Source organism: Desulfotomaculum defluvii (assembly GCF_054657375.1).
Genome location: NZ_BAAHYV010000001.1, coordinates 1 through 15,266, shown reverse-complemented (window position 1 = coordinate 15,266; position 15,266 = coordinate 1). Strand labels below are relative to the sequence as shown.

Here is a 15,266-nt window from a genome sequence, read left to right as displayed (position 1 = left end):
ATGTCTTTAGCTATAGGAAAGGCTTTAAAACCACGTATTAAAGAAATGAGGTTTTCTTTATACCTGCTAAACAGAAATAAGCTGACGCGACTATCCCTGATGATCGTATTGGCCTTAATTGTCATCGCGTTAGTGGCTCCTTTGATAGTACCCTACCCCCAACATATTAATTTGGAGACCAACCCCCAGGATAAACTTCTGGCACCTTCGGCCCAATACTTTTTTGGCACCGATGAATTAGGCAGGGATATTTTTAGCCGGGTCTTGTACGGGACCAGAATTTCTTTACAAACAGCGTTGCTGGCCGTTGGTCTGGCTTTGCTTATTGGCATTCCCCTGGGGGCCATAGCAGGCTATTTTGGCGGGTTTGTTGATGAGTTAATCATGAGAATTACCGATATCTTTCTTAGTTTTCCACCATTGCTTTTGGCTATTACCATTGCCGCCTTCATGGGTCCCAGCTTGCATAATGCTATGTTGGCCATTGCCCTATCCTGGTGGCCCTGGTATACAAGGCTCATTCGGGGTCAAGCAGTTTCTATCAGGGAAAGGCAATTTGTTAAGGCCGCCCGGGCCATTGGTACACCACCCCTTAAAATAGTATTTCAACATATTGTACCAAACTGTATTTCTCCGGTGATTGTCCAAGCCTCCATGGACATTGGCGGTGTGATTTTAACCATTGCCTCTCTAAGCTTCTTAGGCCTGGGTGCCCAGCCGCCGACCCCTGACTGGGGGCTAATGGTTAGTACCAGTCGAAACTACTTTTTAAATGCTTGGTGGTACAGTATTTTCCCTGGCTGGGCCATCTTCATAACAGTTTTAGTATTTAACCTGCTGGGAGACGGGTTAAGGGAAATAATGGATCCAAAAACCCGAAAACTTTAGGAGTGGCTAACAATGAATCATTACTTTGAAATTAAAGACCTCAAAGTAGGTTTTAAAACCTTTGAGGGGTATAAAAGGGCTCTAGATATTGAACATTTGGCCATAAATAAAGGGGAGTCCTATGGTCTTATTGGGGAGAGTGGTGCTGGTAAAACAGTGCTCGCTTTAACCATTCTTAGACTATTGGCCATGCCTCCCACAGTGGTGGAAAGCGGCCAAATTATATTTGCAGGAGAGGATCTCCTAACAAAATCAGAGAATGAGATGCGGTTGTTTCGGGGTAAAAGGATTTCCATGATTTTTCAGGACCCCATGTCCACCTTAAATCCTGTTTTTACTGTGGGGGAGCAACTGCGTCAAGTGATTCAAAATAATCGGGGACTTGCCAAAAAAGAAGCAGAAAGGGTAGCTCTAGAAACCATTGACTTAGTAAAACTGCCTGACGCCAGAAACATCATTCATAAATATCCCCATGAACTAAGCGGTGGGCAACGCCAACGCATTATTATTGCCATTGCCTTATCCTGTGGGGCAGAGCTACTTATTGCAGATGAACCAACCAGAAATTTAGATGTTACTATTCAAGCCGGCATTTTAAAGTTAATTGCTGAGCTGCAAAGGGACTTAAAGGTTTCTGTATTGTTTATTGCCAATAACCCTGGTCTTGTTTCAGCAGTGTGTAATCAGGTGGCCATTCTCCAAGAAGGAAAAATTGTTGAAAAGGGCACGGTGAGGGAGGTTTTACGAAACTCCGTACACCCCTATACCACTGCCTTACTAAGGGCCATACCAAAGAGTAAGCAAGACAAAATTGACCTCAAAAAACTTATCGCATCCGGGGAAGTTAGTAACGGTGGTTGTGCATATTTTTCCAGATGCTTAAGAAGACAAGATATATGCAGCAGTAAATGTCCTACACTAAATTTGCTTGGCGGCACCCACTTTGCCGCCTGTCATCTGAATGGGGAAAGGGGTGAGCTATAGAATGAGTGCTCCTCTTTTAGCGGTAAAGGCTTTGAAAAAGTATTTTCCCCTCAGGGGAGGTTTTTTAGCAAAGCCACATGCCTGGGTAAAGGCTGTGGATGGGGTGAGCTTCGAATTGCAAAAGGGGGAAGTTCTGGGCCTAGTGGGTGAGTCAGGCTGCGGCAAAACCACCCTAGTTAGTGTGCTGTTAAGATTAGAAGAACCAACCTCCGGTGAGGTTTTGTTTGAGGGTAAAAATATCTACCAGTTAAACCAAAAGGAATTGAGAGAACTCAGGGAACATTTGCAGATTGTCTTTCAGGACCCTTTTTGGTCATTAAATCCCAGACTTTTAATCCGAGATATTGTGGGAGAGCCACTGAAGGTTCATGGCAACCCCACCACCGAGGAATTGGCGGCAAAGGTGGCTGAACTTTTAGAGATGGTGGGGTTGCCTAGAGAAGGCGTATATAAATATCCCCATGAATTTAGCGGTGGACAAAGACAAAGGATTGCCATTGCCCGTGCACTGGCTTTAAAACCAAAATTTATAGTGCTAGATGAGCCCACCTCTTCCATTGATGTCTTATCTCAGGCACAAATCCTTGATCTGCTAAAGGACATTAAGGATAAATTTGGCCTAACCTATATCCTAATTTCCCATGATTTAAGTGTAGTTAACTACATGTCAGATAAAATTGCTGTCATGTATTTAGGAAAGCTGGTTGAATATGGTACCTCTGATGAGGTATTTAACAACCCAGCCCATCCCTATACTAAGGCCTTGTTTGCGGCTATTCCCGATATTGATACAGAGGGGATAGATTCCCTAGTGACATTGGACGAGAATGTTCCCAGTGCCATCAATCCCCCCACTGGCTGCCGCTTTCATACTCGGTGTTCCGAAGCTACGGAAGTCTGTAGAGTTAAGGAACCTGAATTGAAGATGGTTGGTGAGGGGCATCAGGTGGCTTGTCATTTTAGTCGTTAGCTATTAGCCGTTAGCCATTAGCTAAATGACTAGTGCTAAAAACTAAAGGCTAAAAGCTAAAAAGAAGTGGAGGCAAAGGAATGGCAAAACTGTACGAATATGAGCTGCAGCGGGCAGCAGATGTCTTAATGAAGGATATGTTCCAACTAAAGTCCGGTGAGACCATTGTCATCACAGCGGACACAGAGTCAGACGAAAGGGTAGTCAATGCCGCAGCCAGCAGTGCCTTTGCCCTGGGGGCAAAACCAATGGTTATTTGGTTGGCGGCGCCCCAGGGTGTTGGTAAGGCAGCTGACCATTTACTGCCGGTGGAAGCATTGGCAGGGGCTTTAAGTCATGCAGATGCTTGGGTTGAATTTAATAATCAATGGTTACTCTACTCCACTCCCTTTGAAATAGCCATGGAAAAGAATAAAAGGCTGCGCTATATATGTTTGGTGGGTATGGATGTGGATATGATGGTCAGGGTTGTCGGCAGAGTAGATGCCAAGGCCTTGTCTGTATTCCAGCACAAGGTCACAGAGAGAACTGCCCGGGCTAAGAAGATGCGTATTACCACTCCTGTGGGAATGGACCTAGAATTTGAGTTTGTGCCCACTAGAAATATTATCTGTGATGATGGAGATGTCTCACAGCCAGGAGTACATATGCTGGGGGGACAAATTTCTTTCTTCCCGGATTTTGATAGTATCAATGGAACCTTGGTCTTTGACGGTTCGCTGGTGCCTCCCTGCGGCTTATTAAAAGAACCAGTGGTTCTGAAGGTAGAAAAAGGTATTGTTACCGATATCAGCGGTGGGCCACAGGCAATGGAATTTAAAGCTTGGTTAGAGAGTTTTGATGACCCCAATATGTTCCGGGTGGCCCATGGTTGTTATGGCTTTAACCCCGGGGCAAAGCTAACGGGCAATATTCTAGAGGATGAAAGGGTATGGGGTTGTACAGAATGGGGCTTAGGTTACCTCAGTGCCGAAGATGGTCCTCCAGATGGTATTGAAGCCAAATCCCATTGTGATGGTATTTGCTTAAATTCATCAGTTTGGTTAGATGGAGAACAAATTATGGACAAGGGCGTAATAATTTTGACAGAATTAAAAGAACTTGCTAATCAGATCAAAAAATAATTTAATCAGACGAGGTGGCGCTGCATGAAAAAGTTAACTAAACAGGATCTGTATGATATTTTATATGGCTGCACAATTCTGGGCACCGGTGGTGGTGGTGCCTTACAGGAAGGTTTGGCTATGATAGATGATGCCTTGGCCAAGGGTAAGGAATTCATTCTTGTGGATCTCAATGAAGTGCCGGATGATGCCTATATAGCAACACCCTATATGTGTGGTGCCATATCTCCGCTAACTGAAGAAGAAGAAAGGAAGTATGCCGGACTACCTGTACTGGAGGAGGAAGCTTCTGTTCGAGCCTTTAGGGCCATGGAAGAATATATGGGCAGGGAATTTTACGGAGTTATTTCAACTGAATTAGGCGGCGGCAATACAGCCAAGGCCTTTTATGTAGGGGCACTGACAGGCAAGTATATTATCGATGCAGACCCCGCTGGCCGTTCGGTACCAGAACTACAGCACTCAACCTATTATATTAATGACTTACCTATCGCTCCAATGGCTGTGGCCAATGAGTTTGGTGATGTTGTTATTCTCAAGGAAGTAGTTAATGATTTGCGGGCAGAGGCATTAGTAAGGGCCATGGCAGTGGTTAGCAAAAATTCCATCAGTGTGGTGGATCACCCTGCTTTGGCTAAAGATTTAAGAAAAGCGGTCATTCCAGGGGCCATCACCTACGCACTAAAGCTAGGACAGGCCTACAGAGAAGCCAGGGAGGAAAACAGAGACCTGGCTGACTCCCTCTGCAAAGCAGGAAAGGGTTATCTGCTGTTCAAAGGGACCGTAAAGGACTTTGGTTGGGATACCATAGATGGTTTCACGGTGGGTGAGACCTTCCTTGAGGGGGCCGGGGATTATACCGGATCCAATTATAAGATTTGGTATAAAAATGAGCATATTATTGCCTGGCGGGATGGGGAAGTAGATGTAACGGTACCTGACCTTATTTGCATGGTTTGTGAGGATACAAAGGAACCTGTTACTAATCCGAACTATCAACTGGGCATGAATGTTTCGGTTTTTGCCTTACCTGCCCCAGAGGAATGGCGCACAGAAAAAGGGCTCCAATGCTTTGGACCTAAGCACTTTGGATATAATATTGAATATCTTCCCGTGGAGAAAAAATTTAGTTAGTCGGAGTGAGCGCAATGATTGATGTAGAAAAAATAAGACCCGGTGTGGTTTCGATGTTCAAGGTGAATATGGGATTAAAGACAGGAGAAAAGGTATTAATTGTTAACGATGTCCCGAAACCTGAGGAATGGCAACTTAGCTATGCAGAGATCAGTGATATGGCCACCAGATCACTATTTGCCAGGGCGGTATATGATATTGCCTTAGAGGAGTTTGCTGACAGCCAAATAGATTATCTGGTTTTTCCTTCCACCGGACAAAATGCTAAAGAGCCTGACCTGGAGGTAGCAGAAAAATTCTTAGAATATGATGTTATCTTTTTGCTAACCAGCTATTCATTATCCCATACTAATACCCGCGAAAGGGCATCCCAAAGGGGAGCAAGAATTGCCAGTATGCCTGGTATAGAATATGCTATGTTCTTGGAGGATGGCCCAATGGCGGTGGATTATGAAGAAATTCGCAGAGAAACAGAGGTCATTGCTGACAGATTAACCCAGGCCAAAACAGCTAGGGTTACTACGGAATTGGGTACAGATATTACCTTTAGTATAGAAAACAGGGAAGGTGGCCCTGACACCGGCATTTATGCACTGAAAGGTGAGTGGGGTAACCTTCCAGGTGGAGAAGCCTTTATTGCTCCGCTGGAAGGGACTGCTAACGGAATTCTGGTGGTTCCCAAAGGGTGGTACCCGGGCCTGGAGGAAGATATGACTCTAGAGTTTAAGAATGGTTATGTGATATCTCTAGAGGGAGGCGGAAAAGTAGGTGCAGAATTCACCAGGCTATTCTCCTTCGGGGATGAAAGCTATCAACATCGAAGAAATTGTGCGGAGCTTGGCATTGGCACAAATCCCAAGGCTAAAAAGCCTGATAATGTATTGGAAGCGGAAAAAATTAAAGGTACTATTCATATTGCAGTGGGAGATAGTTCCCATATGGGGGGGATAACTGAGTCGGATCTGCATGAGGACTTTGTATTGCCAAACCCACGTCTTTACCTGGATGGAGAATTGGTTTTAGGAAAGTAAGAAAGCAAGAAAAGCTGCCAGCCATAGTGCACTGGCAGCTTTTCTTTTACTTGTCTGGTGGTTACCTTTTAAAAATATTTTTCAGAAAATACTGTCAGAAGAATGACAAAGCGGCAATATATATGTATAATATATGTATATAATATAGGAAGAGGGTGCTGAGGAAAGATAATGTAAATAATAAAATAATTGCCCATGCAATATTTTTTGGCTTAATCAATACCCTTGGAGTTTCTATCATTCACTTTTCTGATAAATCATTGCTCTTTTTAACCATAGGTATGCTGTTAATGGTTTTAAACGCTTGGTTCTATATGATCTATTGTTATAAACATGGGTCCCATTTAGAGGATAAAGAAAAATACATCTTAGGATCTCTTTATATTGGGATTCTTGCTCTTAGTAATATTATTTCTGGAAATAGACTTCTTGCTACTCAGGTTACTGTAGACGTTACACCAGTTAATATTTTAATTCAACTAATTGCAGTCCCAATTATATCCTGCATGGTAACTGTGTTGCTTTGTAAACAAGAGTTGTTAATTAAAGAAGAATAGAGAGGGAGTGTCAAACTACTTTATAGTAGTGGCGACACTCCCTTTTTGTGTTAAAAACAGATTACGACCTAAAAACCGAAAATGATTTTTATTCTAAGTTAGTTGAATTTATAGCTATCTCAGAAATATTTTTTCTGTTTTTCTGCTATAAATCCATAATTTTACCCCCTACAGGAAATAATTTTTAACAACCAAAAATAAGGAGGTTCACTTGTGGGACATATTAGGGCAGTAACATTCAAACTCTTATTTAATGGCTTACCATTATTTCTTATTCTAGTTTTTGTAGGGAATGTAAACTGGCTTACTTCTATTACCTTAAGCTTGCTGATTGGGTTAATTGCTTATGCCTTAGGAGATGTTTTTGTTTTACCTGCTGCCGGAAACCTTATGGCGACATTGGCGGACGGTGCCTTAGTTTTCTTCATGCTATATCTTTTGCGAAATTTCGGGATTGATTTAAGCATGACAACTATCCTTTTAAGCACGGTAGCTGTACTCCTAGTGGAAGGTCTGATTTATCACCCTTACTTAAAGCGCCTGGTTTCCTTTAATTCATTAGGCCCCAGACTGGGCAAAGGCAAATAGGACAGGTACAAGGAGGAAGTATAAGTGAAGGCTATTACCTATCAAGGGATGAAGGATGTAAAAGTAAAAACTGTAAAGGACCCCAGAATTGAAAAGCCCGATGATGCCATAATTAAAGTTACATCAACGGCTATCTGTGGGTCCGATTTGCATTTGATTCATGGCCTGGTGCCTAATATGCCAAAGGATTTTATAATGGGCCATGAGACAATGGGCATTGTAGAAGAGGTAGGACCTGAGGTAACTAAAATAAAAAAAGGAGATAGGGTAATTGTTCCCTTTCCCGTGGCCTGTGGGCATTGCTGGTATTGTGAACATGATAAGTTTAGCCTATGTGATAACTCCAATCCCCATGCCGAGGTAGGAGGTATCTTTGGTTATAGTGAAACCTATGGCGGTTATGCTGGTGGTCAGGCTGAATATCTAAGGGTTCCTTATGCCAATGTAGGTCCCCTGAAAGTGCCTGAAGAGCTAACAGATGAACAGGTTCTATTTTTAACAGATGTTCTTCCTACCTCCTATTGGGGGAACCTCATTGGTGGAGTCAAGGAGGGCTCCACTGTGACTGTTCTAGGATGTGGCCCCATAGGTTTAATGGCTCAAAAGTTTGCCTGGTTACTTGGAGCAGAAAGGGTTATCGCCGTAGATTATATTGACTACCGTCTAGAACATGCCAAAAAATATAATAAGGTTGAAATAATTAATTTTGAGGAACAAAAGAACACCGGGGCCTATATTAAGGAGATCACCAAGGGTGGAACAGATGTGGTTTTAGATTGTGTGGGTATGGATGGCAAAATGAACCTGATTGAGATGCTGGAAACTGCCATGTTACTGCAAGGGGGAGCCATGTCAGCCATTACTATGGCGGCTCAGGCAGTGCGCAAAGGTGGCAGCGTAGCCCTTGTTGGCGTCTATGGCATGCGTTATAATGCCTTTCCCTTGGGTGATTTTTGGTCACGGGGTATTACCTTAAAAATGGGACAATGCCCAGCCACAGCCTATGTTGATTACCTATTGGGCTGGGTTAAAGAAGGAAGAATTGATCCCACTGACATAATTACACACCGTTTAAAAATAGATGAAGGGGAGAAGGGTTATGAAATTTTTGACCAGAAACAGGATAATTGTATTAAAGTAGTACTTAAACCTTAATCAAAAGAATTATGAAGTGACCCATCTCCATGAAACTTAGGAGATGGGTTTTTTACTTAATTTGTATCAAACAAAACTTTTCCTATGTTATTTACCTATTGTATAATTAAATTTATTGTTAAGTATAAAAGATTTTTAGGATGAAAAAATTAGAGCAAATCCAAATGGGGGATAAAATAACGAATGAATCAAGCAAAAAAAGAAATTCAAAGGCGTAGAACCTTTGCAATCATCTCACACCCTGATGCCGGGAAAACCACTATGACTGAGAAACTTCTCCTGTACGGTGGAGCACTACGCTTGGCAGGGACAGTCAAATCAAGAAAATCTAAGCAACATGCTGTGTCTGACTGGATGGAGCTGGAAAAACAAAGGGGTATTTCGGTAACCTCCAGTGTACTCCAGTTTGATTATAAAGATCATAAGATTAATATTTTGGATACCCCTGGTCACCAAGATTTTAGTGAAGATACCTACCGAACCTTGATGGCAGCAGACAGTGCTGTAATGCTAATTGACGCAGCTAAAGGGGTAGAGGAACAAACCAAAAAGCTTTTTCATGTTTGTCGGAAGCGTGGTATTCCCATTTTTACTTTTATCAATAAAATGGACCGTCACGGTAAGGAACCTTTGGATTTGCTGGACGAGCTGGAAAAAGTTCTGGATATTAAATCCTATCCGATGAATTGGCCCATAGGCAGGGGAAGAGAATTCAAGGGTATCTATGAACGGGCTACTTCTAAAATAGAACTGTTTACTGGTACTGGCCATGGAAGTACCATTGTACCAACAAAGGTTGGTGACCTTGCGGATTCAGCCATTGTCGAGTCAATGAGTGAACCGATATACAATTTATTAAAAGAAGACCTTGAACTTTTAGATTTAGCTGGGGATGCCTTTGATATGGAGCTTGTCTCCCGGGGGGAGTTAACACCAGTCTTCTTCGGTAGTGCACTGACTAATTTTGGGGTAGGGGCATTTTTAGACTCCTTCATTAAAATGGCTCCAGCACCCCATGAGAAGGAATCAAGCGTTGGTCTTATACAACCTGAACAACCCGAGTTTTCAGGTTTTGTCTTTAAGATTCAGGCCAACATGGATCCTTCCCATAGGGACAGAATTGCCTTTGTACGCATTTGCTCTGGGGTTTTCCAACGGGGAATGACAGTAAAACACGTTCCCACAGGCAAGACTATTCGGCTGGCCCAGTCAAAACAATTTATGGCTCAGGATGCCACCACAATAGATGAGGCCTACCCAGGCGATATTATTGGTATTTTCGATCCCGGTATTTTTGGCATTGGTGATACCTTGACTGAGAAAAGCATTTTTTCCTATGAAGCCATACCTAAATTTCAACCTGAGCTTTTTGCCCGTGTAAACCTAAGGGATGCTATGAAACGCAAACAGTTTGTTAAGGGTATTGAACAACTTACCAATGAAGGTGCAGTCCAAAGATTCCGCAATCCGGAAATTGGATTTGAATCGCCTATTATTGGTGCTGTTGGTATACTGCAGTTTGAGGTGCTTGAATATCGTTTGACCCATGAGTATGGTGTGGATATTAGCCTAGATCATTTACCCTTTTCCTTAGCAAGATGGGCAGTGGGGGAGAACCTAACTACTAAGTCCTTGAAGAGTATGGACAACCTGGTTGTACAAGATGATGATGATAACTTTGTGGTTTTGTTTCGGAATGAATGGGCCTTCAATTGGGAAGCAGAACGCAATAAAGAAGTACGTTATCTAGAACACCCCCCGGCCAAAGGTGCGGCAATAGCTGGTTAGAATTAAGAAATATGATAATAAAAAAGCCACCAATCCAAGACGAAAGGTTAGGTGTAACCCTAATAAAGGATATTTTGAGTTTGGTGGTTTTTTTATTTCTAACTTTTTTAGATTTTTTCAAAGAAGCTATTGCAAAGTGTTTTCTATTTGTGTTAAGATAACAAACGTCGCCGCAAGGTGATAAACAATAATTACCACTTGAAAGTAGTTGATTAGAGTGGTAAGATAAAGTTCCGGTCGCAAGATCGGGACAAGTTAAAACAAAATGGTCTTTGAAAACTAAACAGAAGATGATGGATGAAAAACAGGTCAAGTCAAAAGTCGAGATACCCCGTAACGGGGATAAGACACTCGAAACTAAGACGACCACAAAAAACATCCTCGTCAAGCGTTATTAAATGACGCTAGCGAGTAAATCTAGGATAAGTAAAGAGCCAAAACTCTTTAAGATATTTTTAAAATATTTTACGGAGAGTTTGATCCTGGCTCAGGACGAACGCTGGCGGCGTGCCTAACACATGCAAGTCGAACGGAGATTAGAATGAAGCTTGCGATTTCTAATTTTAGTGGCGAACGGGTGAGTAACGCGTGGATAACCTGCCTGATAGACCGGGATAACAGCTGGAAACGGCTGCTAATACCGGATACGCTTGCGGAGTCGCATGACTCTGCAAGGAAAGCGCATACGCTATCAGATGGATCCGCGTCCCATTAGCTAGTTGGTGGTGTAGAGGACCACCAAGGCGACGATGGGTAGCCGGCCTGAGAGGGCGATCGGCCACACTGGGACTGAGACACGGCCCAGACTCCTACGGGAGGCAGCAGTGGGGAATCTTCCGCAATGGGCGAAAGCCTGACGGAGCAACGCCGCGTGAGGGAAGAAGGCCTTCGGGTTGTAAACCTCTGTTTTCAGGGAAGAAGTCAGTGACGGTACCTGAAGAGTAAGCTCCGGCTAACTACGTGCCAGCAGCCGCGGTAATACGTAGGGAGCGAGCGTTGTCCGGATTTACTGGGCGTAAAGGGCGCGTAGGTGGTTCATTAAGTTAGAGGTGAAAGTTCGGGGCTCAACCCCGTGATTGCCTCTGATACTGGTGGACTTGAGTGCAGGAGAGGGGAGCAGAATTCCCAGTGTAGCGGTGAAATGCGTAGATATTGGGAGGAATACCAGTGGCGAAGGCGGCTCTCTGGACTGTAACTGACACTGAGGCGCGAAAGCGTGGGGAGCGAACAGGATTAGATACCCTGGTAGTCCACGCCGTAAACGATGAGTGCTAGGTGTTGCGGGTATCGACCCCTGCAGTGCCGCAGTTAACACAATAAGCACTCCGCCTGGGGAGTACGGTCGCAAGACTGAAACTCAAAGGAATTGACGGGGGCCCGCACAAGCGGTGGAGTATGTGGTTTAATTCGACGCAACGCGAAGAACCTTACCAGGGCTTGACATCCTCTGAAAGGCGTAGAGATACGTTTTCTTGACTTCGGTTAAGCAGAGAGACAGGTGGTGCATGGTTGTCGTCAGCTCGTGTCGTGAGATGTTGGGTTAAGTCCCGCAACGAGCGCAACCCCTAACATTAGTTGCCAGCATGTAAAGATGGGAACTCTAATGTGACTGCCGTTGACAAAACGGAGGAAGGTGGGGATGACGTCAAATCATCATGCCCCTTATGTCCTGGGCTACACACGTACTACAATGGCCGGTACAGACGGAAGCGAAGCTGTGAAGTGGAGCAAACCTGAGAAAGCCGGTCCCAGTTCGGATTGTAGTCTGCAACTCGACTACATGAAGTCGGAATCGCTAGTAATCGCAGGTCAGCATACTGCGGTGAATACGTTCCCGGGCCTTGTACACACCGCCCGTCACACCACGAAAGTTGACAACACCCGAAGCCGGTGAGCTAACCGTAAGGAGGCAGCCGTCGAAGGTGGGGCCGATGATTGGGGTGAAGTCGTAACAAGGTAGCCGTATCGGAAGGTGCGGCTGGATCACCTCCTTTCTAAGGAGAAATCAGCAACAGCTGATTATCTAAGGTCGGACATTCATCATCTAATCTGTTTAGTTTTGAGAGACCAAAACAACCAGAAACTTCCGGTTGTTTTTCAGACTCTCATGCATTAAAATCATAAATCCAGCCTAAAGGCTGGTGAGAAGTGTTCTTTGAAAACTGAACAGCGAAACAAGTAAAGCGTCGACATAAAAACAATTTCAGTAGGTTACCAAAAGTAACCGAGCCGAAACAAGCAAGTAAGATTTGGTCAAGAAAGAAAGGGCATACGGTGGATGCCTTGGCGCTAAGGGCCGAAGAAGGGCGCGGTAAGCTGCGAAAAGCCACGAGGAGCCGCAAGCAGGCATTGAATCGTGGATACCCGAATGGGGCAACCCGGCGGAGTAAACCTCCGTCACCCTATGCTGAATATATAGGCATAGAGGAGGGCACCCGGGGAACTGAAACATCTAAGTACCCGGAGGAAAAGAAAGAAATATCGAACCCCCAAGTAGCGGCGAGCGAACAGGGGCGAGCCTAAACCAGATTTCTTCGGAAATCTGGGGTTGCGGGACCCTCATCACGTGAAGAATAGTCCTAGTCGAAGACACCTGGAAAGGTGCTGCACAGAAGGTAAAACACCTGTAGACGAAAGGATGAAACTTGCAGAGGGAATCCCAAGTACCGCGGGACACGAGAAACCCCGTGGGAATCAGGGGGGACCACCCCCCAAGGCTAAATACCCATAGCGACCGATAGTGAACCAGTACCGTGAGGGAAAGGTGAAAAGCACCCCGGGAGGGGAGTGAAATAGAACCTGAAACCGTATGCTTACAAGCTGTCAGAGCACATTAAAAGTGTAATGGCGTACTTTTTGTAGAACGGACCGGCGAGTTACATCTAACGTGCAGGTTAAGGCAGAAAAGCCGGAGCCGAAGCGAAAGCAAGTCTTAATAGGGCGATATGTACGTTGGAGTAGACCCGAAACCTGGTGATCTACCCATGTCCAGAGTGAAGCTTTAGTAAAATAAAGTGGAGGCTCGAACCGACCTTCGTTGAAAAGGAGGCGGATGAGGTGTGGGTAGGGGTGAAATGCCAATCGAACCAGGAGATAGCTGGTTCTCCCCGAAATAGCTTTAGGGCTAGCCTCGGTGTGAGAATAGCGGAGGTAGAGCACTGAATGGGCTAGGGGCCTTCACGGGTTACCGAACCCAATCAAACTCCGAATGCCGCTATATTGTAACCGGGAGTCAGACTGCGGGTGCTAAGATTCGTAGTCAAAAGGGAAACAGCCCAGACCAACAGCTAAGGTCCCAAAGATATACTAAGTGGAAAAGGATGTGGGGTTGCTAAGACAACCAGGATGTTGGCTTAGAAGCAGCCACCATTTAAAGAGTGCGTAATAGCTCACTGGTCAAGTGACCCTGCGCCGAAAATGTAACGGGGCTAAGTATATCACCGAAGCTTTGGAATGTAGTAATACATTGGTAGGGGAGCGTTCTTACAGCGTTGAAGCAGTACCGTAAGGAGCTGTGGAGTAGTAAGAAGTGAGAATGCCGGTATAAGTAAGCGAAAAGGCAGGTGAGAATCCTGCCCGCCGAAAACCTAAGGTTTTCTGGGGAAGGTTCGTCCGCCCAGAGTAAGTCGGGACCTAAGCCGAGGCCGCAAGGCGTAGGCGATGGACAATCGGTTGAGAATCCGATACCACCAGATACCGTTTGAGGATGGAGTGACGCAGGAGGGTAAGTTAAGCCAGCGGCTGGAAAAGCTGGTCCAAGCCCGTAGGGAGTAAGGTAGGCAAATCCGCCTTACACATATCCTGAGAGGTGATGGGGAGCGAAAACAAGTAGCGAAGTAACTGATCCCAAACTGCCAAGAAAAACTTCTAACGAGGTAAGCTGGTGCCCGTACCGCAAACCGACACAGGTAGGTGGGGTGAGAATCCTAAGGCGCGCGAGAGAACCCTCGTTAAGGAACTCGGCAAAATGACCCCGTAACTTCGGGAGAAGGGGTGCCTCGATATCGTGAAAAACACACGTTTGGAGCGAGAAGAGGCCGCAGAGAAAAGGCCCAAGCGACTGTTTACCAAAAACACAGGTCCCTGCTAAAGCGAAAGCTGACGTATAGGGGCTGACGCCTGCCCGGTGCTGGAAGGTTAAGGGGAAATGTTAGAGCAATCGAAGCATAGAACCGAAGCCCCAGTAAACGGCGGCCGTAACTATAACGGTCCTAAGGTAGCGAAATTCCTTGTCAGGTAAGTTCTGACCCGCACGAAAGGCGTAACGATTTGGGCACTGTCTCAACGAGGGGCTCGGTGAAATTGTAATGACGGTGAAGATGCCGTCTACCTGCGACAGGACAGAAAGACCCCGTGGAGCTTTACTGTAGCTTGACATTGGGTTTTGGTATTTGATGTACAGGATAGGTGGGAGACTGAGAAACTTGCACGCCAGTGTAGGTGGAGTCAACGTTGGGATACCACCCTTTAGATATTGAAATTCTAACTATAGACCATGAAGCTGGTTTTAGGACAGTGTCAGGTGGGCAGTTTGACTGGGGCGGTCGCCTCCCAAAAGGTAACGGAGGCGCCCAAAGGTTCCCTCAGTGCGGAAGGAAATCGCACGTTAGAGTGTAAAGGCAAAAGGGAGCTTGACAGCGAGACCAACAAGTCGAGCTGGTACGAAAGTAGGGCTTAGTGATCCGGCGGTTCTGAGTGGAAGGGCCGTCGCTCAACGGATAAAAGCTACCCCGGGGATAACAGGCTTATCTCCCCCAAGAGTCCACATCGACGGGGAGGTTTGGCACCTCGATGTCGGCTCATCGCATCCTGGGGCTGAAGTAGGTCCCAAGGGTTGGGCTGTTCGCCCATTAAAGCGGTACGTGAGCTGGGTTCAGAACGTCGTGAGACAGTTCGGTCCCTATCCGTCGCAGGCGCAGGAAACTTGAGAAGAGCTGTCCCTAGTACGAGAGGACCGGGATGGACGGACCGCTGGTGTACCAGCTATCGTGCCAACGGTAGTGCTGGGTATCTAAGTCCGGAAGGGATAAGTGCTGAAAGCATCTAA

10 protein-coding genes and 2 rRNA genes are annotated in these 15,266 nt (G+C 45.4%); all 12 read left to right on the top strand.

Annotation, left to right across the window (positions count from 1 at the left end):
* Nucleotides 1-888 carry a nickel transporter permease gene (gene nikC, locus ACYQ03_RS00060; protein WP_459906681.1) on the top strand — a complete coding sequence of 296 codons (888 nt, stop codon included), beginning with the start codon at nucleotides 1-3 and terminating at the stop codon, nucleotides 886-888.
* A gap of 12 nt (nucleotides 889-900) precedes the next feature.
* A complete protein-coding gene (locus ACYQ03_RS00055; protein WP_459906679.1) occupies nucleotides 901-1,872 on the top strand; it encodes an ABC transporter ATP-binding protein in 972 nt (323 codons plus the stop codon).
* A gap of 1 nt (nucleotide 1,873) precedes the next feature.
* Entirely contained in the window at nucleotides 1,874-2,842 is a 969-nt protein-coding gene (locus tag ACYQ03_RS00050; protein WP_459906678.1) for an ABC transporter ATP-binding protein, read from the top strand.
* A gap of 80 nt (nucleotides 2,843-2,922) precedes the next feature.
* A complete protein-coding gene (locus tag ACYQ03_RS00045; RefSeq protein WP_459906677.1) occupies nucleotides 2,923-3,966 on the top strand; it encodes an aminopeptidase in 1,044 nt (347 codons plus the stop codon).
* 24 nt (nucleotides 3,967-3,990) lie between these two features.
* Nucleotides 3,991-5,100, top strand: a complete 1,110-nt coding sequence (locus tag ACYQ03_RS00040; RefSeq protein ID WP_459906675.1) for an S-methyl thiohydantoin desulfurase family protein — start codon at nucleotides 3,991-3,993, stop codon at nucleotides 5,098-5,100.
* A 14-nt stretch (nucleotides 5,101-5,114) separates the two neighbouring features.
* The gene (locus ACYQ03_RS00035; protein WP_459906673.1) at nucleotides 5,115-6,131 is read left to right on the top strand and encodes an aminopeptidase; all 1,017 of its coding nucleotides are present in this window, start codon (nucleotides 5,115-5,117) and stop codon (nucleotides 6,129-6,131) included.
* 155 nt (nucleotides 6,132-6,286) lie between these two features.
* Complete coding sequence (locus ACYQ03_RS00030) at nucleotides 6,287-6,688, top strand: hypothetical protein (RefSeq protein WP_459906672.1); 402 nt, start codon at nucleotides 6,287-6,289, stop codon at nucleotides 6,686-6,688.
* Nucleotides 6,689-6,901: 213 nt separating this feature from the next.
* The gene (locus tag ACYQ03_RS00025; RefSeq protein WP_459906671.1) at nucleotides 6,902-7,276 is read left to right on the top strand and encodes a DUF2512 family protein; all 375 of its coding nucleotides are present in this window, start codon (nucleotides 6,902-6,904) and stop codon (nucleotides 7,274-7,276) included.
* A gap of 24 nt (nucleotides 7,277-7,300) precedes the next feature.
* Complete coding sequence (locus ACYQ03_RS00020; protein ID WP_459906670.1) at nucleotides 7,301-8,431, top strand: zinc-dependent alcohol dehydrogenase; 1,131 nt, start codon at nucleotides 7,301-7,303, stop codon at nucleotides 8,429-8,431.
* Between the two features lie 183 nt (nucleotides 8,432-8,614).
* Complete coding sequence (locus ACYQ03_RS00015) at nucleotides 8,615-10,219, top strand: peptide chain release factor 3 (protein WP_459906669.1); 1,605 nt, start codon at nucleotides 8,615-8,617, stop codon at nucleotides 10,217-10,219.
* Nucleotides 10,220-10,683: 464 nt separating this feature from the next.
* Nucleotides 10,684-12,213, top strand: a 16S ribosomal RNA gene (locus tag ACYQ03_RS00010).
* A gap of 257 nt (nucleotides 12,214-12,470) precedes the next feature.
* Nucleotides 12,471-15,266: ribosomal RNA gene (locus ACYQ03_RS00005) — 23S ribosomal RNA — on the top strand; the annotation flags it as partial.